This is a genomic window from Streptomyces sp. NPDC054849 (assembly GCF_053610945.1).
In genome coordinates, this window is the sequence record NZ_JBSGZI010000021.1 from 1 (window position 1) to 15,774 (window position 15,774).

14 protein-coding genes are annotated in these 15,774 nt (G+C 72.4%); 6 read left to right on the top strand and 8 right to left on the bottom strand.

Annotation, left to right across the window (positions count from 1 at the left end):
• Positions 1–30: 30 nt before the first annotated feature.
• Complete coding sequence (locus tag ACWGIF_RS12330; protein ID WP_453495227.1) at positions 31–819, bottom strand: hypothetical protein; 789 nt, start codon at positions 817–819, stop codon at positions 31–33.
• A gap of 5 nt (positions 820–824) precedes the next feature.
• Positions 825–1,424 carry a papain-like cysteine protease family protein gene (locus ACWGIF_RS12335; RefSeq protein WP_453495006.1) on the bottom strand — a complete coding sequence of 200 codons (600 nt, stop codon included), beginning with the start codon at positions 1,422–1,424 and terminating at the stop codon, positions 825–827.
• 228 nt (positions 1,425–1,652) lie between these two features.
• On the opposite strand from ACWGIF_RS12335, the gene ACWGIF_RS12340 reads away from it, so the two are divergent.
• The gene (locus ACWGIF_RS12340) at positions 1,653–2,585 is read left to right on the top strand and encodes a hypothetical protein (RefSeq protein WP_453495009.1); all 933 of its coding nucleotides are present in this window, start codon (positions 1,653–1,655) and stop codon (positions 2,583–2,585) included.
• Between the two features lie 100 nt (positions 2,586–2,685).
• Here the strand turns inward: ACWGIF_RS12340 and ACWGIF_RS12345 are convergent, their stop codons facing one another.
• The gene (locus ACWGIF_RS12345; protein ID WP_453495012.1) at positions 2,686–3,117 is read right to left on the bottom strand and encodes a Rieske (2Fe-2S) protein; all 432 of its coding nucleotides are present in this window, start codon (positions 3,115–3,117) and stop codon (positions 2,686–2,688) included.
• Between the two features lie 121 nt (positions 3,118–3,238).
• Between ACWGIF_RS12345 and ACWGIF_RS12350 the strand changes: the two genes are divergently transcribed.
• Positions 3,239–4,114 carry a carbohydrate kinase family protein gene (locus ACWGIF_RS12350; RefSeq protein ID WP_453495015.1) on the top strand — a complete coding sequence of 292 codons (876 nt, stop codon included), beginning with the start codon at positions 3,239–3,241 and terminating at the stop codon, positions 4,112–4,114.
• A 4-nt stretch (positions 4,115–4,118) separates the two neighbouring features.
• Here the strand turns inward: ACWGIF_RS12350 and ACWGIF_RS12355 are convergent, their stop codons facing one another.
• Complete coding sequence (locus ACWGIF_RS12355; RefSeq protein ID WP_453495018.1) at positions 4,119–4,724, bottom strand: TetR/AcrR family transcriptional regulator; 606 nt, start codon at positions 4,722–4,724, stop codon at positions 4,119–4,121.
• A 31-nt stretch (positions 4,725–4,755) separates the two neighbouring features.
• Here ACWGIF_RS12355 and ACWGIF_RS12360 point away from each other — a divergent pair, with 31 nt between their 5' ends.
• On the top strand, positions 4,756–5,451 hold the full coding sequence (locus ACWGIF_RS12360; protein ID WP_453495021.1) for an NAD(P)-dependent oxidoreductase: 696 nt from the start codon (positions 4,756–4,758) through the stop codon (positions 5,449–5,451).
• Between the two features lie 325 nt (positions 5,452–5,776).
• Here the strand turns inward: ACWGIF_RS12360 and uvrA are convergent, their stop codons facing one another.
• Entirely contained in the window at positions 5,777–8,776 is a 3,000-nt protein-coding gene (gene uvrA / locus ACWGIF_RS12365; RefSeq protein ID WP_453495024.1) for an excinuclease ABC subunit UvrA, read from the bottom strand.
• 187 nt (positions 8,777–8,963) lie between these two features.
• Between uvrA and ACWGIF_RS12370 the strand changes: the two genes are divergently transcribed.
• The 3 genes from ACWGIF_RS12370 (at position 8,964) to ACWGIF_RS12380 (ending at position 11,870) form a co-directional block, all read left to right on the top strand.
• Complete coding sequence (locus ACWGIF_RS12370) at positions 8,964–9,653, top strand: maleylpyruvate isomerase family mycothiol-dependent enzyme (protein ID WP_453495027.1); 690 nt, start codon at positions 8,964–8,966, stop codon at positions 9,651–9,653.
• Positions 9,654–9,662: 9 nt separating this feature from the next.
• Positions 9,663–10,319, top strand: a complete 657-nt coding sequence (locus ACWGIF_RS12375; protein WP_453495029.1) for an MBL fold metallo-hydrolase — start codon at positions 9,663–9,665, stop codon at positions 10,317–10,319.
• 234 nt (positions 10,320–10,553) lie between these two features.
• Positions 10,554–11,870 (top strand): MFS transporter, encoded by a 1,317-nt coding sequence (locus tag ACWGIF_RS12380; protein WP_453495230.1) that lies wholly within the window; start codon positions 10,554–10,556, stop codon positions 11,868–11,870.
• Positions 11,871–11,883: 13 nt separating this feature from the next.
• On the opposite strand, the gene ACWGIF_RS12385 is transcribed toward ACWGIF_RS12380, so the two are convergent.
• From ACWGIF_RS12385 to ACWGIF_RS12395, 3 genes are all read right to left on the bottom strand, one after another.
• A complete protein-coding gene (locus ACWGIF_RS12385) occupies positions 11,884–12,867 on the bottom strand; it encodes a TerC family protein (protein ID WP_453495032.1) in 984 nt (327 codons plus the stop codon).
• A 238-nt stretch (positions 12,868–13,105) separates the two neighbouring features.
• The gene (locus ACWGIF_RS12390; protein WP_453495035.1) at positions 13,106–15,070 is read right to left on the bottom strand and encodes a TerD family protein; all 1,965 of its coding nucleotides are present in this window, start codon (positions 15,068–15,070) and stop codon (positions 13,106–13,108) included.
• A 45-nt stretch (positions 15,071–15,115) separates the two neighbouring features.
• Positions 15,116–15,694, bottom strand: coding sequence for a TerD family protein (locus tag ACWGIF_RS12395; protein ID WP_030762430.1), 579 nt, complete (start codon positions 15,692–15,694; stop codon positions 15,116–15,118).
• Between the last annotated feature and the right edge of the window lie 80 nt (positions 15,695–15,774).

Consider the following 15,774-nt stretch of genomic DNA (forward strand, 5'->3'; position numbering starts at 1 on the left):
GGCGGGAGGCCGGGCCCTGCGGTCGCTCGGCTAAGCGGCGGCGGCCCGGCGGCGCCGCAGGACCAGCACCCCGGCCCCGCTCAGCGCAAGCGCCCCGGCGCCGGCGCCTGCCAAGCCCACCGGAGCCCCGGCAGCGACGGCCTCGGCCGAGCCCTCCGCGTAACCACCCGCCATGCCCCCTTCGGCATAGGCGGAGCCGGGGAGCTTGGCCCCGTACGCCGCCGCGACCCGGCTCCGGTACGCGTTCAGCGTGGTGCCCCCGGCGCCCACCGCCCGCACGGCGTCTTCGTCCAGCGGCAGCACCCGGCTGCCCCCGGCCACATACCAGGCGTCGATCTGCGGTTCCCGGAAGACCGTCCCGCCGGGCAGTTTCGAGACGCCCAGTCGCGCGTAGCGGAATTCGTCGTCGCCGGTGGCGATGTTCACGACCTGCCAGCCGGCCTCCGTCTGCGCGGTCCACAGGGCGGCCTGCTGCCCGTCGGAGGAGACCGCCCTGCTGGCGAGGAACTCCAGGCGGGCGACGGACGCACCCGCCTTACCCGCGACGAAGTCCGGGGAGAGGTGATGGACCGGTATCGCCTCGCCCTGGATGCGCGGCTGCGCGGCGTCCGGGGAGAGCCGGCCTTCGCGGGCGAAGAAGCGGGAGAGGGTGGCCAGGGTGTCGGGGGCGGCCGCCGCCTGCGCGGCGGCGGCCCTGGTCTCGGCGGTGGCGCCCTGGGGCTGCGGCACGGGGGCCGCGGACGCCTGCGGGGCGAGCCCGAGGAGGGCGGTGGCGGCGAGAACCGCGCCGGCGGCGGTGGCGGTGGCGCGCAGGGTCATGGCGGTCACGCCCCGATCCGGTAGAGCGAGTGGGTCCAGGAGAAGGTGTTGTTGTTCACGTACCAGGCGTGCGAGGCCCAGTTGTAGCGGTCGCTGGAGGGCCAGGGGTCGCCCCAGTAGACCCAGTTGCCCGCGGTGTCGTAGCCGTAGACGACGTGCATGTGGCCGCCGCCTCCGGACCACTGGATCCGGGTCTCGATCGGGCGGTTGGCGTTGATCTCGGTCTGGACGGTGGAGTACTGGAGCCAGCCGTTGACGTACGAGCCGGGGTTGACGCCCGCCCAGCGCAGCCCGGTCTGGACGTTGCCCAGGGTGGCCTGGTTGTTGGGGCAGTCGGAGCCCTGCGGGCGGTTGAAAGCGGCGTTGCAGAACTGGTTCTGGCTGTACGTGCGGCCGAACCAGGTGGCGATGGTGTTGCCGCCCGCGGCCCAGCACCAGTTGGTCTTCTGCTGGGCCTGCATGGTGATGTTCAGGCGCTTGGAGGCGAGGGCTGCGCTCGCGGTGTCCGAGCCGGCATCGGCGGCGGTGGCGGTGCCGGCGGACAGGGCGAGGAGCAGGACGGTGAGGAGGGCGGCCGGGGAAAGCCGCCAGTTTCGGTTGCGCATCGCGTTCCTCCCGAGGTGGGGAGTGGGGGGTGGAGGAGCGCGTCCGGACGCTGTGGAGGAGCATCAGGGAGTTGTCGCGATCAGGTCAACACGCTTCAATACGCGGTGACATCGCAGTGTGAACGGTGGGGCTGTGGTGTGAACGGTTGCTGTCGTTTCACCTGGTCCCCGGGACCGCCGCCGCGGTCCTCCGCGCCGGTGCGTGTGAACGTTCACAGAGGAGTCGCCATGCGGCCGACCGGGGACACGGCGGAACTCAGCCAGTTGCTGCGCGGCGGCCCCTTCCACCTCGCCCTGCGCGCCGCCCTCGCCGCGCGCGGACTCCCCCTGCACCGGGTGCAGCACCGGCTCGCGGCCCAGGGCATCAAGGTCGGCGTCACCAGCCTCAGTTACTGGCAGCAGGGCGCCCGCCGGCCGCAGCACGCGGAGTCGCTGCGGGCCGTCACCGCCCTGGAGCGGATCCTGGAGCTGCCCGACGGCGCCCTCGTGCGCCTGCTGGCCGTCCCGGAGCCCGGCTCCGGGCCCGCCCGCCCGGCCACCCGCCCGTACCGGGCCCTGTTCAGCATGGGCGGAACGGTGGAGCGGCTGCTGGACGGGATGGATCTCCCGCCGGACGGCGGACTGCACTCGGTCGGACACCACGAGCGGGTCCGCATCGGACCGGCGGGCGAGATGCGGACCCGCGAGTCCCAGCAGATCGTCCGGGCGCACCGCGACGGGGTCGACCGCTACCTCGCCGTCCACCACGGCGACCCGGGCTGCGACGTGTCCCGGATGCGCGTGACGGCGTACGAGAACTGCCGCACGGGCCGGGTGCGGTGCCACCCGGAGGCCGGGGTGGTGGTCGCGGAGCTGCTCTTCGACGCCCGGCTGCGGCGCGGGGACACCTACGTCTTCGGCTACGGCATCGAGGACGGCACCGGCGCCCGCAGCGGCGAGTACGTGCGCGGCTTCAGCTATGCGGGCGGCCAGTACATGCTCCAGGTCCGTTTCGACGAGGCGGCCCTGCCGGTGCGCTGCCGGCGCTTCGCCCGCACCGGTCCCGAGGCCCCGCGCACCGGACTCGCGGACCTGACGCCGAGCGGCCGGCACCGGGCGGTGCACCTGGTGGAGCAGGCGGTCCGGCGCGGGATCCTCGGGATCGCCTGGGACTGGGACTGAGTCCAGGCCGGTCGGCCGGACGGGCGGACGGGCGGACGGGCGGACGGACGGGCGGACGGGCGGACGGGCGGACGAGTCAGCGGGGCAGCGAGGCAGCGGCTCAGCCCGCGACGAGCCTGCCGTTCTCAGCCTTGACCGGGACGGCGGGCAGCGGGTCGGTGGCGGGACCCTTGACGACTTCGCCGGTGGTCACGTCGAAGCGGCTGCCGTGGCAGGGGCAGTTGCCCTCACCCTCGACGATCTTGTCCAGGACGCAGCCGGCGTGCGTGCACTGGGCGCTGAACGCCGTGTACCGACCCTCCGCCGAGCAGCTGACGATCAGCTTCCGCTCCCGGTACAGCTTCGCGCCGCCCACCGGGACATCGGCCGCGGCGCCCAGGTCCACCGGCGCGGTGGGGGTCGCGGGGGTGTTGCCCCCGCTGTTGGTGGCGGTGGAGCAGGCCGCGAGCGTCACTGCGCCGCCGGCGGCCCCGGCGAGCGCGGCGGCGCCCTTGAGGACGGTACGGCGGGCGGCTGACTGCGGCGCGGGCATGCGGTTCTCCTGGGTGCGGGCACGGTGGGGCGGGGGCGCGGCCGGGGGGCTCGGGCCGGAGCCCGGCCGGGGCACCGGCCCACCCGACGATACCGCCGTCCCATGAGGTAGCTTCCCCCGCGTGATCGTCGTCGGCGGAGAAGCCCTCATCGACCTGGTGCCCGTGGACCGGCCGCCCGGCGCGCTGCTGCCCCGGCCGGGCGGAGGACCGTACAACACCGCGCTGGCCCTCGGGCGGCTCGGCGCGGAGGTGGCCTTCTGTTCCCGGGTCTCGGCGGACGGCTTCGGCGAGAGCCTGCTGGCCGGGCTGCGGGCGGCCGGGGTGGACGTGTCGCTGGTCCAGCGCGGACCGGAGCCGACCACCCTCGCCGTGCCCTCGCTGGCACCGGACGGCTCCGCCTCGTACGGCTTCTACGTCGAAGGCACGGCGGACCGGCTGTTCACCCTGCCGCCCGCCCTCCCGGACGGCGTACGGGCCCTCGCGCTCGGCACCTGCTCGCTGGTCCTGGAACCGGGCGCGAGCGCGTACGAGGCCCTGCTGCGCCGGGAGTCGCGGCGCGGGCTGCTGACGCTGCTGGACCCGAACATCCGGCCGGCGCTGATCGCGGACCCGGCGGCGTACCGCGCACGCATCCTGGACCGGCTGCTACCGCACACGACCGTCCTCAAGCTGTCGGAGGAGGACGCGGCCTGGCTGGGCGGGCGGGTCCCGGACTGGCTGGCGGCCGGGCCGTCGGCGGTGGTGCTGACGCGGGGCGCGGCGGGCCTGACGGTCTGGACGCGGGAGGGCGCGGAGCACTCGGCGGCGGCCCGGCAGGTCGCGGTGGCGGACACGATCGGGGCGGGCGACACCGTCAACGCCGCCCTGCTGCACCGGCTCGCCGACGACCCGGGCAGGCCGGTGGACTGGCCGGACGTCCTGGCCTACGCCGCCCACGCGGCGGCCCTGACCTGCACCCGGGCGGGCGCGGAGCCGCCGTACGCGGCGGAACTCTGACGCTTCAGCGCAGCGCGGCCCAGACGGTGCGCGCAACGGCCGGAGCGAACTTCTCCACCGGCTGGACCACTTCGGCGCCGGAGAAGTGCAGGAAGAAGGCCCGCTGGAAGCAGGCGCCGAGCAGCAGCGCCGCGGCGGCCCGCGGATCGGCGTCGGGCCGAAGCCGGCCGGCGTCGCGCTCGCGCAGCAGCAGCCCGGCCAGCGCGTCCAGGACCAGGTGCGGGCCGGCCCCGATCTCCCGGACGCCCTCGCGGTGGCGGGTGAGCAGGGCGGGCTCGGCGAAGAGCGAGGCGGCCATGGGCATGGCGTCGGCGTAGAACAGCGAGGCGTGCCGGGCCACGTCGGCGAGCCCCTCCTCGCCCCCCAGCTCCCCCAGGTCGGCCCGCAGGGCCGCCATCAGGGGGCCCGCATTGGGGGTGCGCTCCATCAGCACGCGGACGAACAGCTCCTCCTTGTTCGCGAAGTGCTTGTAGAGCGCGGCCTCCGAGCAGCCGGCCTCGCGCGCGATGGCCTTGGTGGTGGCGTTGGCCAGGCCGCTGGTGCGCATCAGCTTCTCGGCGGCGTCGAGAAGACGCTCCGGGGTGGGGCGGCTTGACTTCGAGGTGAGCATTCACTCACCCTAGCGGAGGAGGGGTGAGTGAATGCTCACCCAACGCGCGTTCCGTCTCTTCGGCCAGGGGGCAACCATGAAGATCACGGTGTTCGGAGCGACGGGCGGCGTCGGCCGCGAGGTCGTGCGGCAGGCACTCGACGCAGGGCACGAGGTGACCGCGGTCGTCCGGAACCCTGCGCGGCTGAACGTCCCGGCCCACGACCGCCTTCGGGTGGCCGTCGTCTCCGATCTGACGGACGAGGACGCACTCGTCCCCGTCGTGGCGGGCCGGTCGGCTGTGATCTCCGCGCTCGGCGCGGCCGGCAACAAGCAGGCCAAGGCGGCTCCGGTCACGGGCCCGGCGATACGCTCCATCCTCGCGGCGATGGACCGGGCGGGCGTGTCCCGCCTCTCGGCGGTCAGCGCGGCCCCGGTCGGCCCGCTGCCGGACGGCGAGAGCCTGTTCACCCGAGCGGTGGTCTACCCGCTGCTGCGCCGATTCCTGCGCGACCTCTACGCGGACCTCGCGGTGATGGAGGCGGAGATGGGCGAGAGCGAAGCCCGGTGGACGGTCATCCGCCCTCCGATGCTCCGCAACAAGCCCCGCACCGGCACCTACCGCCGCGCGATCGGCGCCAACGTCCGCGGCGGCCGCGTCATCGCTCGCGCGGACGTCGCGGACGCACTCCTCACCACCCTGACCGACCCGGCCTACACGGGCCACGCGGTCGGGGTGGCGGCCTGACAACACCGCTGCCCGGAGGGCAGCGCCCCCATCCAGCGCCGCCGTCGCTTGAACCACGCGGGACCGCCACACCCAGCCCCGCCGGCGTTTGAGGCGCGGGGGTCCGGGCAGCGCCCCCCTCTCCAGCCCCGCCGGCGTCTGAGGCGCGGGGGTCGGGGCAGCGCCCCTCTCTCCAGCCCCGCGGGCGGCGTTTGGCGCGGGGTACGGGCAGCGCCTCCCTCTCCAGCCCCGCCGGCGTTTGAGGCGCGGGGGTCCGGGGGCGGCGCCCCCGGCAGCGGCGCCGCAGTCGGACACGGCACCGCCCACGCCCCCGCCCAGCGCAACGTCAGGCCTTGCGGGCCCGCGTCACCTTTTTGGCCGTCGGGGCGGCGGCGGCCTTCTTCGCAGCGGCCGCAGCCTTCTTGGCCGGGGCGGCGGCAGCCCTCTTCGCGGCGGGCGCCTTCTTGGCCGGCGTCCGCGCCGCAGGCGTCCCGTCGGAGACGCGGTCCGCGCCCAGGATGTCCCGCAGGAACTTGCCCGTGTGGCTCGCACCCACCGACGCGACCTGCTCGGGCGTGCCCTCGGCCACCACCAGGCCGCCGCCGTACCCGCCCTCGGGACCCATGTCGATGACCCAGTCCGCGGTCTTGATGACATCCAGGTTGTGCTCGATGACGATCACCGAGTTCCCCTTGTCGACCAGCCCTGAAAGAACCTTGATCAGCTTCGAGATGTCCTCGAAGTGCAGACCCGTCGTCGGCTCGTCCAGCACGTACACCGTCCGGCCCGTCGACCGCTTCTGGAGCTCTGAGGCCAGCTTCACGCGCTGCGCCTCACCACCCGACAGGGTCGGCGCGGACTGCCCGAGGCGGACGTAACCCAGTCCGACCTCGTTCAGCGTCTTCAGGTGACGCGCGATCGTCGGCACCGCCTCGAAGAAGCCCAGCGCCTCCTCGATCGGCATGTTCAGGACTTCCGCGATGGACTTGCCCTTGTAGTGGACCTCCAGCGTCTCCCGGTTGTACCGGGCGCCGTGGCACACCTCGCACGGGACGTAGACGTCCGGCAGGAAGTTCATCTCGATCTTGATCGTGCCGTCGCCGGAGCAGTTCTCGCACCGGCCGCCCTTGACGTTGAAGGAGAAGCGGCCCGGCAGGTAGCCGCGCACCTTCGCCTCCATCGTCTCCGCGAAGAGCCTGCGCACGTGGTCGAAGACACCGGTGTACGTCGCCGGGTTGGACCGGGGGGTCCGGCCGATCGGCGACTGGTCGACGTGCACCACCTTGTCGACGAGCTCGTCGCCGTCCACCCGCGTGTGCCGCCCCGGCACCGAGCGGGCGCCGTTCAGCTCGCGGGCCAGGTGCGTGTAGAGGATGTCGTTGACCAGCGTCGACTTGCCCGAGCCCGACACACCGGTCACGGCCGTGAGCACACCCAGGGGGAAGGACACGTCGATGTCCTGCAGGTTGTTCTCCTTGGCGCCGTGGACGGTGAGCCTGCGCTCCCCGTTCACGGGCCGGCGTACGTCCGGCAGCGCGATGGACTTCTTTCCGGACAGGTACTGCCCGGTCATCGACTCGGTGTTGTTCAGCAGGTCCTTCAGGGAACCGCTGTGCACCACCTTGCCGCCGTGCTCGCCCGCGCCCGGACCGATGTCCACGACCCAGTCGGCGACCTTGATGGTGTCCTCGTCGTGCTCGACGACGATGAGCGTGTTGCCCATGTCCCGCAGCCGCACCAGCGTCTCGATCAGCCGGTGGTTGTCGCGCTGGTGCAGGCCGATGGAGGGCTCGTCCAGCACGTACAGCACGCCGACCAGGCCGGAGCCGATCTGCGTGGCGAGCCGGATGCGCTGGGCCTCGCCGCCCGACAGCGTGCCGGCGGCCCGGTTGAGCGAGAGGTAGTCGAGACCGACGTCCACGAGGAAGCGGAGCCGCTCGTTGACCTCCTTCAGGACCCGCTCGGCGATCTTCTTGTCGCGGGCGTCGAGGCGCATCCGCCCCAGGAAGTCCGCGCACTCGCTGATCGACATGGCGGCGACCTCGGCGATGGACTTCTCCATCACCGTCACGGCGAGCACGATCGGCTTGAGGCGGGTGCCCTCACAGGTCGGGCAGGGCACTTCGCGCATGTAGCCCTCGAAGCGCTCGCGGCTGGCGTCGCTCTCCGACTCCGCGTGCCGCCGCTTGACGAACGGCACCGCGCCCTCGAAGGCCGTCGTGTAGGCCCGCTCCCGCCCGTACCGGTTGCGGTAGCGGACCTCGATCTGTGTCTTGTGCCCGTGGAGCAGGGCCTTCTTCGCGCGTACCGGCAGCCCGGCCCACGGGATGTCGGTGCGGAAGCCGAGTTCCCCGGCGAGCGCGCCGATCAGCCGCTGGAAGTAGTCCTTGGTGTGGCCGAGCGACCACGGTGAGACCGCGCCCTCGTCGAGGGACTTCTCCGGGTCCGGGATGATCAGCTCGGGGTCCACCTCCATGCGCGTGCCGATGCCCGTGCACTCGGGGCAGGCGCCGAAGGGCGAGTTGAAGGAGAAGGAGCGCGGCTCCAGCTCCTCGAAGGACAGGTCGTCGTAGGGGCAGTAGAGGTGCTCGGAGTACATCCGCTCACGCTCGGGGTCGTCCTCGGCGAGGTCGACGAAGTCCAGGATCACCATGCCGCCGGAGAGGCCGAGGGCCGTCTCCACGGAGTCGGTGAGCCGGCGCTTGGCACTGTCCTTGACGGTGAGGCGGTCGATGACCACCTCGATGGTGTGCTTCTCCTGCTTCTTCAGCGTGGGCGGCTCGGAGAGCTGGATGGTCTCCCCGTCCACCCGCGCCCGGCTGTAGCCCTTGGTCTGGAGGTCGGAGAAGAGGTCGACGAACTCGCCCTTGCGCTCGCGCACCAGCGGCGAGAGCACCTGGAAGCGGCTGCCCTCGGGGAGTGCGAGCACCTTGTCGACGATCGCCTGCGGTGACTGGCGCGAGATGGGGCGGCGGCACTCCGGGCAGTGCGGCTTGCCGATGCGGGCGAAGAGCAGGCGGAGGTAGTCGTAGACCTCGGTGATGGTGCCCACGGTCGAGCGCGGGTTGCGCGAGGTCGACTTCTGGTCGATCGAGACGGCCGGGGAGAGGCCCTCGATGAAGTCGACGTCGGGCTTGTCCATCTGCCCGAGGAATTGGCGGGCGTACGACGAGAGCGACTCGACGTAGCGGCGCTGGCCCTCGGCGAAGATCGTGTCGAAGGCCAGGGAGGACTTGCCCGACCCGGAGAGTCCGGTGAAGACGATGAGCGAATCGCGGGGCAGGTCGAGCGAGACGTTCTTGAGGTTGTGCTCGCGAGCGCCACGAACGATGAGACGGTCGGTCACGCCGGTCCGCACCTTTCTTGAGAGAGCGGGGGGCACGGGCCCCCGTCCCAGGGTATGGGGGGCGCCTCTGCAGTGGAGATGGAGTCTGAACTTCGAGCGTATAGCACGCGCATTCGATTTACGGCACTCCGCAGACCTCGTCACCCGATCGTGTGGCCAAAGGCCGGAAACCACTAGGCTCGGCGTCATGACTGATCATGTGCACGACCTGCGATCTGTACGTGAAGCCACGGACCGGCTGCTGACCGCGGTCGCGAAACTGGACAACGCCGCCCTCTCCGAGGAGTCACACCTCCCCGGCTGGACCCGCGGCCACATCCTGGCCCACCTCGCACGCAACGCCGACGCCCTCGTGAACGTCCTCGAGGGGCGCCCCATGTACGAGAGCGGCTCGGCGCGCGACGCGGACATCGCACGCGACGCCGGCAGGCCTCTGGAAGAACACCTGGCGGACCTCCGTGATTCCGCGGCCCGCTTCCTCGCCGTCACCGAGCCCGATCAGGACTGGTCACGCACCGTCGAGCTGCGCAACGGTGTCACCGACCTCGCCGCCAACGTGCCGTTCCGCCGCCTCGTCGAGGTCGAGCTGCACCACGTCGACCTGAACATCGGATACGAGCTCTCCGACCTCCCGGACGAATTCACCGACCGCGAGATCGTCTTCCTCGCCGACCGCTGGTCCGGGCGTCCGGAGGTTCCGCCGGTCTCCCTGGTGACGGCCGACGGGCGCGCCTGGCGCACGGGCTCCACCGGGGACCCGGCCGTGACGGTGTCCGGCACCGCCGCCGGTCTGCTGGCCTGGCTGGCCGGCCGCGGCGACAAGGGCGCCTCGCTGTCGGCCACGGGCGGCCCCCTCCCCACGCTCCCGCCGCTCTAGGATCAAGGCATGACGTACACCGGAGAGGTCAAGGTCGGCGGTCCGGCCGACGTGCACGAGCTCGCGGACCTGATGATTTCCAAGGTCGCGGTGGGTTCCATGAACAACAACGCGTACCTGCTGCGCTGCCGCGCGACCGACGAGCAGCTGCTCATCGACGCCGCCGCCGAGGCGGGCACGCTGCTGAGCCTGATCGGGGACGACGGCATCGCCTCCGTCGTCACCACCCACCGGCACGGCGACCACTGGGGCGCCCTCGCCGAGGTGGTCGCGGCGACCGGGGCGACCACCTACGCGGGCGCCCACGACGCCGAGGGCATCCCGGTGGCGACCGACGTCCTGGTCGCGGACGGTGACACCGTGCGCGTCGGGCGGGTCGAGCTGACCGCTCGCCACCTGGTCGGCCACACCCCCGGCTCGATCGCCCTGATCTACGACGACCCGCACGGCCACGCGCACGTGTTCACCGGCGACTGCCTCTTCCCGGGCGGCGTCGGCAACACCTCGGGCGACGCGAAGGCCTTCGCGAGCCTGATCGACGACGTCGAGAACAAGCTCTTCGGGCAGCTGTCGGACGAGACCTGGGTCTACCCGGGCCACGGCAACGACACCACACTCGGCGCCGAGCGTCCGCACCTCGCCGAATGGCGCGAGCGCGGCTGGTAGGCACCACAACGCGTCAAGCCGGGTACGCGGCGCACTCCTTCCGGTCGTTGACGGCCGAACGCACGTCCCCGGAGCCGGGGAGCGGGTATCTGGTGCAGCATGCACCAGGACCCCTCCCCACCCCCCGCGGCCTCCCCCACCGCCTCGCCGAGCCCCACCCCCACGTCCACCGCCCCCACCGCCCCCACCCCCACTGCACCGCCCGCCGTAACCGGCGGCGCCGCCCGCCCCGGCATGCTGCGGCCGGCCTCGGCCTCGCTCGCCGGGACCGCCATCGAGTTCTACGACTTCTTCGTCTACGGAACAGCCGCGGCCCTCGTCCTCGGCCCGCTCTTCTTCCCCGCCTTCTCTCCGCTCGCCGGCACCCTCGCCGCCTTCGGCACCTTCGGCGTCGGCTTCCTGGCCCGCCCGCTGGGTTCCGCGGTCTTCGGCCACATCGGCGACCGCTACGGCCGGCGCCCGGTCCTGCTCGGCTCCCTGCTGCTCACCGGCCTCGCCACGGTCGCCGTCGGCTGCGTGCCGACGTACGGCTCGATCGGCGTGGCCGCGCCGGTGCTGCTGCTCCTGCTGCGCTTCCTGCAGGGCCTCGGGCTCGGCGGCGAGTGGGGCGGCGCGGTGCTGCTGACCGCCGAGCACGCCCCCGAGGACCGCCGCGGGCTGTGGTCGAGCTTCCCGCAGATCGGCCCGGCGGTGGGCTTTCTGCTGGCCAACGGCCTGATGCTGGCGCTGTCCGCGTCGCTGACCGACGCCCAGTTCATCTCCTGGGGGTGGCGGGTGCCGTTCTGGGCGGCCGGGCTGCTGGCGCTGGCCGGGCTCTGGCTGCGCCGCTCGGTGGAGGAGACGCCGCAGTTCCGGGCGCTCGCCGCGACCGGCCGGCGGGCCGAGGCCCCGGTGGCCGAGGTGGTCCGGGACCACTGGCGGCTGCTCCTGCTGACCGGCGGGGCGCTCGCCGTGGGGTACGCCGTCTTCTACGCGGTCACCACCTGGTCCCTCGCGTACGCCACCGAGCACCTCGCGGTGAGCCGCACGGTGATGCTGGCCTGCATCATGGCCGCGGTCGCGCTCAAGGGCCTGGTGACCCCGCTGATGGCGGTGCTCGGTGACCGCTACGGGCGGCGGCCGCTGTGCCTGGCGGGGTGCGCGATCTGCGCGCTGTGGATGTTTCCGCTGGTGGCGCTCTTGCGTACGGCCGACCCCCTGCTGATGACGCTGGGCTTCACCGGGGCGCTGCTGGGCATGGTGACGATGTTCTCGGTGGTGGGCGCGTACCTGCCGGAGCTGTACGCCCCGCGGATCCGCTGCACGGGGGCGGCCGTCGGCTACAACCTGGGCGGTGTGCTGGGCGGGGCGCTGACCCCGATCGTGGCGACGGCGCTGGCGGACGGTTCCGGTCCGCCGTGGGGCGTCGCGCTGTACCTGAGCGCGATCGCCCTGGTCAGCCTGGGCTGCTTCGCCCTGCTGCCCGAGACCAGTCCGGCGGTCGTACGCAGACGGGCGGGCGCGGGCCGGGCAGCGGAAACGGGGGCGGCCGAAGCGGCCGCCCCCGCGTAGCTCCGTACCTCGGTCAGGCGTCGATGCTCTCGGGGCGGGCGGCGGCCTCGGCCGCCGCCTGCTTCTTCGAGGCCATCAGACTGGTGACCGTGGTGATGACCAGGACACCGCAGATGACGCCCAGGGAGACCGGGATCGAGATGACCGGGACGTGCACGCCGGACTCGTGGAGGGCGTGCAGCACCAGCTTGACGCCGATGAACCCGAGGATGACCGACAGGCCATAGCTGAGGTGGACCAGCTTCTTCAGCAGGCCGCCGATCAGGAAGTACAGCTGCCGCAGACCCATCAGGGCGAAGGCGTTGGCGGTGAAGACGATGTACGGGTCCTGGGTGAGGCCGAAGATCGCGGGGATGGAGTCCAGGGCGAACAGCACGTCGGTGGTGCCGATGGCGAGCATGACGACCATCAGCGGGGTCAGCACGCGCTTGCCGTTGTTCTGGATGAAGAGCTTTGTGCCGTGGTACTTGTCGGCGACGCCGAACTTCTTCTCGACGGACTTGAGGAGGCGGTTCTCCTCGAACTCCTCTTCCTCCTCGTCCTTGCGGGCCTCCTGGATCAGCTTCCACGCGGTGTAGATCAGGAAGGCGCCGAAGAGGTAGAAGACCCAGGAGAAGCTGGCGATGATCGCGGCGCCTGCGGCGATGAAGATCGCGCGGAGCACGAGGGCGATCAGCACGCCGACGAGCAGCACCCGCTGCTGGAGGTGGGAGGGCACCGCGAACTTCGCCATGATCAGGACGAAGACGAAGAGGTTGTCGACGCTCAGGGACTTCTCGGTGATGAAGCCCGCGAAGAACTCCTGGGAGGCCTGGGCGTTGCCGAAGAACCACAGGCCGAGTCCGAAGAGTCCGGCGAGGACGATCCAGACTACCGTCCAGGTGCCCGCTTCCTTGATCGATACGTCGTGCGGTTTGCGGCCGATGAAGAAATCGGCGCCTATGAGGAGGGACAGACCGAGAATGGTCGAGACCCACAGGGCCCAGGAAACTTCCATGGTGAACACGCCTCCGGCGGATGGCTCAGCACTTCGTCAGCGTCATCGCTGCCGGAGGTCTCTTCCACCCGGGCGGCCTGGAGGCCGTGGGCCGGCGCCCCGGGACCGACTGCGCTCACAGAAACGCAGCGATCCGTATTGACGGGTACGCCGTAGCAGGAAAGCAGGAATACTCCCCTCCGCACACACGAGCATACCCGTCATGGACGGGAAAGGTAAAGAGAGTCCCAAAGAATGGTCACGGGCGGGTAGTGCGCCGGGCCTCCGCCACGCGGTCGAGGGCCTGTTCGAGGACCCGGCTGCCCTGCGGGGGCAGGTCCGGTTCGAAGGTCCACGCATGGTGGACCCAGGGGTCGACGAGATGGTTGTCCGGCACCGGCGACAGCCGCATCAGGGAGCGCCACAACGGGTCGAGGAGCGGCCCGTAGGCCGAGGCCTCGTCGCGGTCCGCGACCATCAGCAGGTGCACACCGACCGCCGCGCCCTCGTCGGCGAGGTAGCGCAGCTGGGTGACGGCACGGTCGTCGAAGCCGTGCGGGAAATCGTGCACGATCAGCAGCTGCTCGGCCGTGTCCACGTCCGGGGGCAGGTCCTCGGGAGCGCCGGCCCGCAGCGCCATCTGTACGAGGTCCACCCGCCGGGTCAGCCGCGCGAGCGTCTGGGTGACTCCCGCGGCCCCGGCGGCGGGCGGCCCGGCCAGCACCCCGGCGCGCACGAGGGGCGCCAGGGAGGCGGACCCGGCGCCGGCCGCGTCGATGACGTGGACGGAGAACCGGTCCCCGGGGTGGACCGCGAGCAGCCGGACCGCGTATGCGACGGCCATGTCCATGGCGACCCGGCGCAGCCGGTCGGTGTCCATGGTCATCGCGGCCTCGGAACCGGTACGGCCGTTGTCGATCCACAGTCCGCGTTCCAGCGGGACCCGGACGAGCATCGGGATGCGCAGATCGGGCCGCTCAGGCAGGGACAGGTCCCCCAGGCGCAGGGCCAGCGGGCTCTCCTCGGGCGTGCGGTGACCGTGCCAGACGGGGTTGTCCCAGCGGGCGTACGAAGCCGGCAGGGCGGGCTCGACGACCTGCGACTCGGCGATCAGCTGGACGAGGTCGCGGTCCAGGACGGCCTGGGCCTGCGCGACGAGCTCCTCACGGCGGGCCCGCGCGGTGTCGCGGGCGGCGTTCCCGGAGCCGCCGAGGCGGTGGCGCGGGTCGGAAAGGGCCTCGTCGAGCTCACGGTCCATGCGGGAGTCGGCGAACTCGACGGCGCTGCGGTAGGCGGCGACCGTGCGGGCCAGGTCCTCGAACATCCCCCACACCTGGTTGTAGAGCCGTTCCTCCATGGACCAGCCGCTGGCGTCCCCGGCGACGGGCCGCGGAGGCCGGCCGGGCTCCTGGGCCGCGGCCGCCCGCGGTGCGGGCTCGGGCGGCTCGGTGCTGGTGCGGCGGCGGCGCGGGTGGGCGTAGCTGATGGTGGGTGAAGAACCATCCGAGTCGCCCCCCGGCACGGCCGCGGGCCCGGGCCCGGGCGTACCGGCGTACGGAACCCCGGAGACCGGGACCGGGTCCGGCGGCTCGGGGGCGGACGCGGGAGGCCGGGGCGGGGTGTGCGGGGCGCGCAGGTCGCCGACGAGGCTCGGTATGGCCGCGAGCGTGCCGCCGGACTCGGCGACCGTGCGCAGCGCCTCGGCGGCCAGCGCCGCGGCGGCCGGTGCGGGCAGCCCGCCGTCGGTCAGCAGTGCGCCGAGGCCTTCGGCGTAGCCCTGGCCCACGGCGCGGACCTTCCAGGCGCCCTGGCGCCGGTACAGCTCCAGGGCGACCACTGCGGTCTCGGCGTCCAGTCCGGTCAGGGTGTACCCGGCGAGTTCGGCGCCGTCCGGGTCGGCCACGGCCACGTAGGAGGCCGGCACCGCTCCGAAGCGCACCGGTCCGCCGGGGGGCAGGACCAGGAGCACGCCGACCCGGTGGACGTCGGCGGCGACCGCGTCGAGGTCGACGGCGAAGGTGTGCCGGTCGGCGAGCTCCCCCGGCGAGCGGACGCCGGGGAGGGACCTGGCGCCGGGGTGGGCCAGTATGCCGTCGCCGGAGTACCGGCCCTGTTCGTCGGCGAGCGAGGCCAGGGCGAGCACGGGTGTGCCCGCCGAGACCCTGATCTCCACCCGGCTCTGGGACACGGGGTGGTTCTGCCCCCGGACCAGTTCGGCCGTCATCGTGCAGCCCCTCCCCGTGCCTTCTTCTCTTCTTTTCCGGTACTGCTACAGGTGCGGCAGGATCGCCGGCATGAGGTCCTGGAAGGTGCGGCCGTTGGCCGGGTTCCCGAGGGCCGTCATCTGCCAGCCGGCGCCCGCGCGGGACACCTTCGCCATGATCTGCGCGGTGTACTGACCACCGCCGTCGAGGGTGTAGCGGGCCAGCTCCTGGCCGTTGGTCTCGTCGACGATGCGGCAGAACGCGTTCTGCACCTCCTGGAACGTCTGGCCGGTGAAGGAGTTCACCGTGAAGACGATCTGGTCGATGTGCACCGGCACGCGCTGAAGGTCGACGAGGATCGCCTCGTCGTCCCCGCCCTGGCCGACGCCGCCGACGAGGTTGTCACCGGTGTGGCGCACCGAGCCGTCGTCGCTCTGCAGGTGCCGGAAGAAGACGACGTCCACGGGCTGCTTGTCGGCGAAGAGCACCGCCGACGCGTCGAGGTCGATCTCCCGCGTCCGGGAGCCGAACAGTCCGCGGCGCTTCGCCGCCTGCCAGCCGAGGCCCATCCGGACCGCGGTCAGCGTCCCCCCGTCCGCCTTCTGCAGACTGATGGCCTGACCCTTGGTCATGTTGACCGTCACGAGCTGTCCCCTCTCCATGGCCCGCCCCATTAACGGGCGCGCAGCGTGTACCTGCGGCGCTGTGACCCAACCCTACTGAC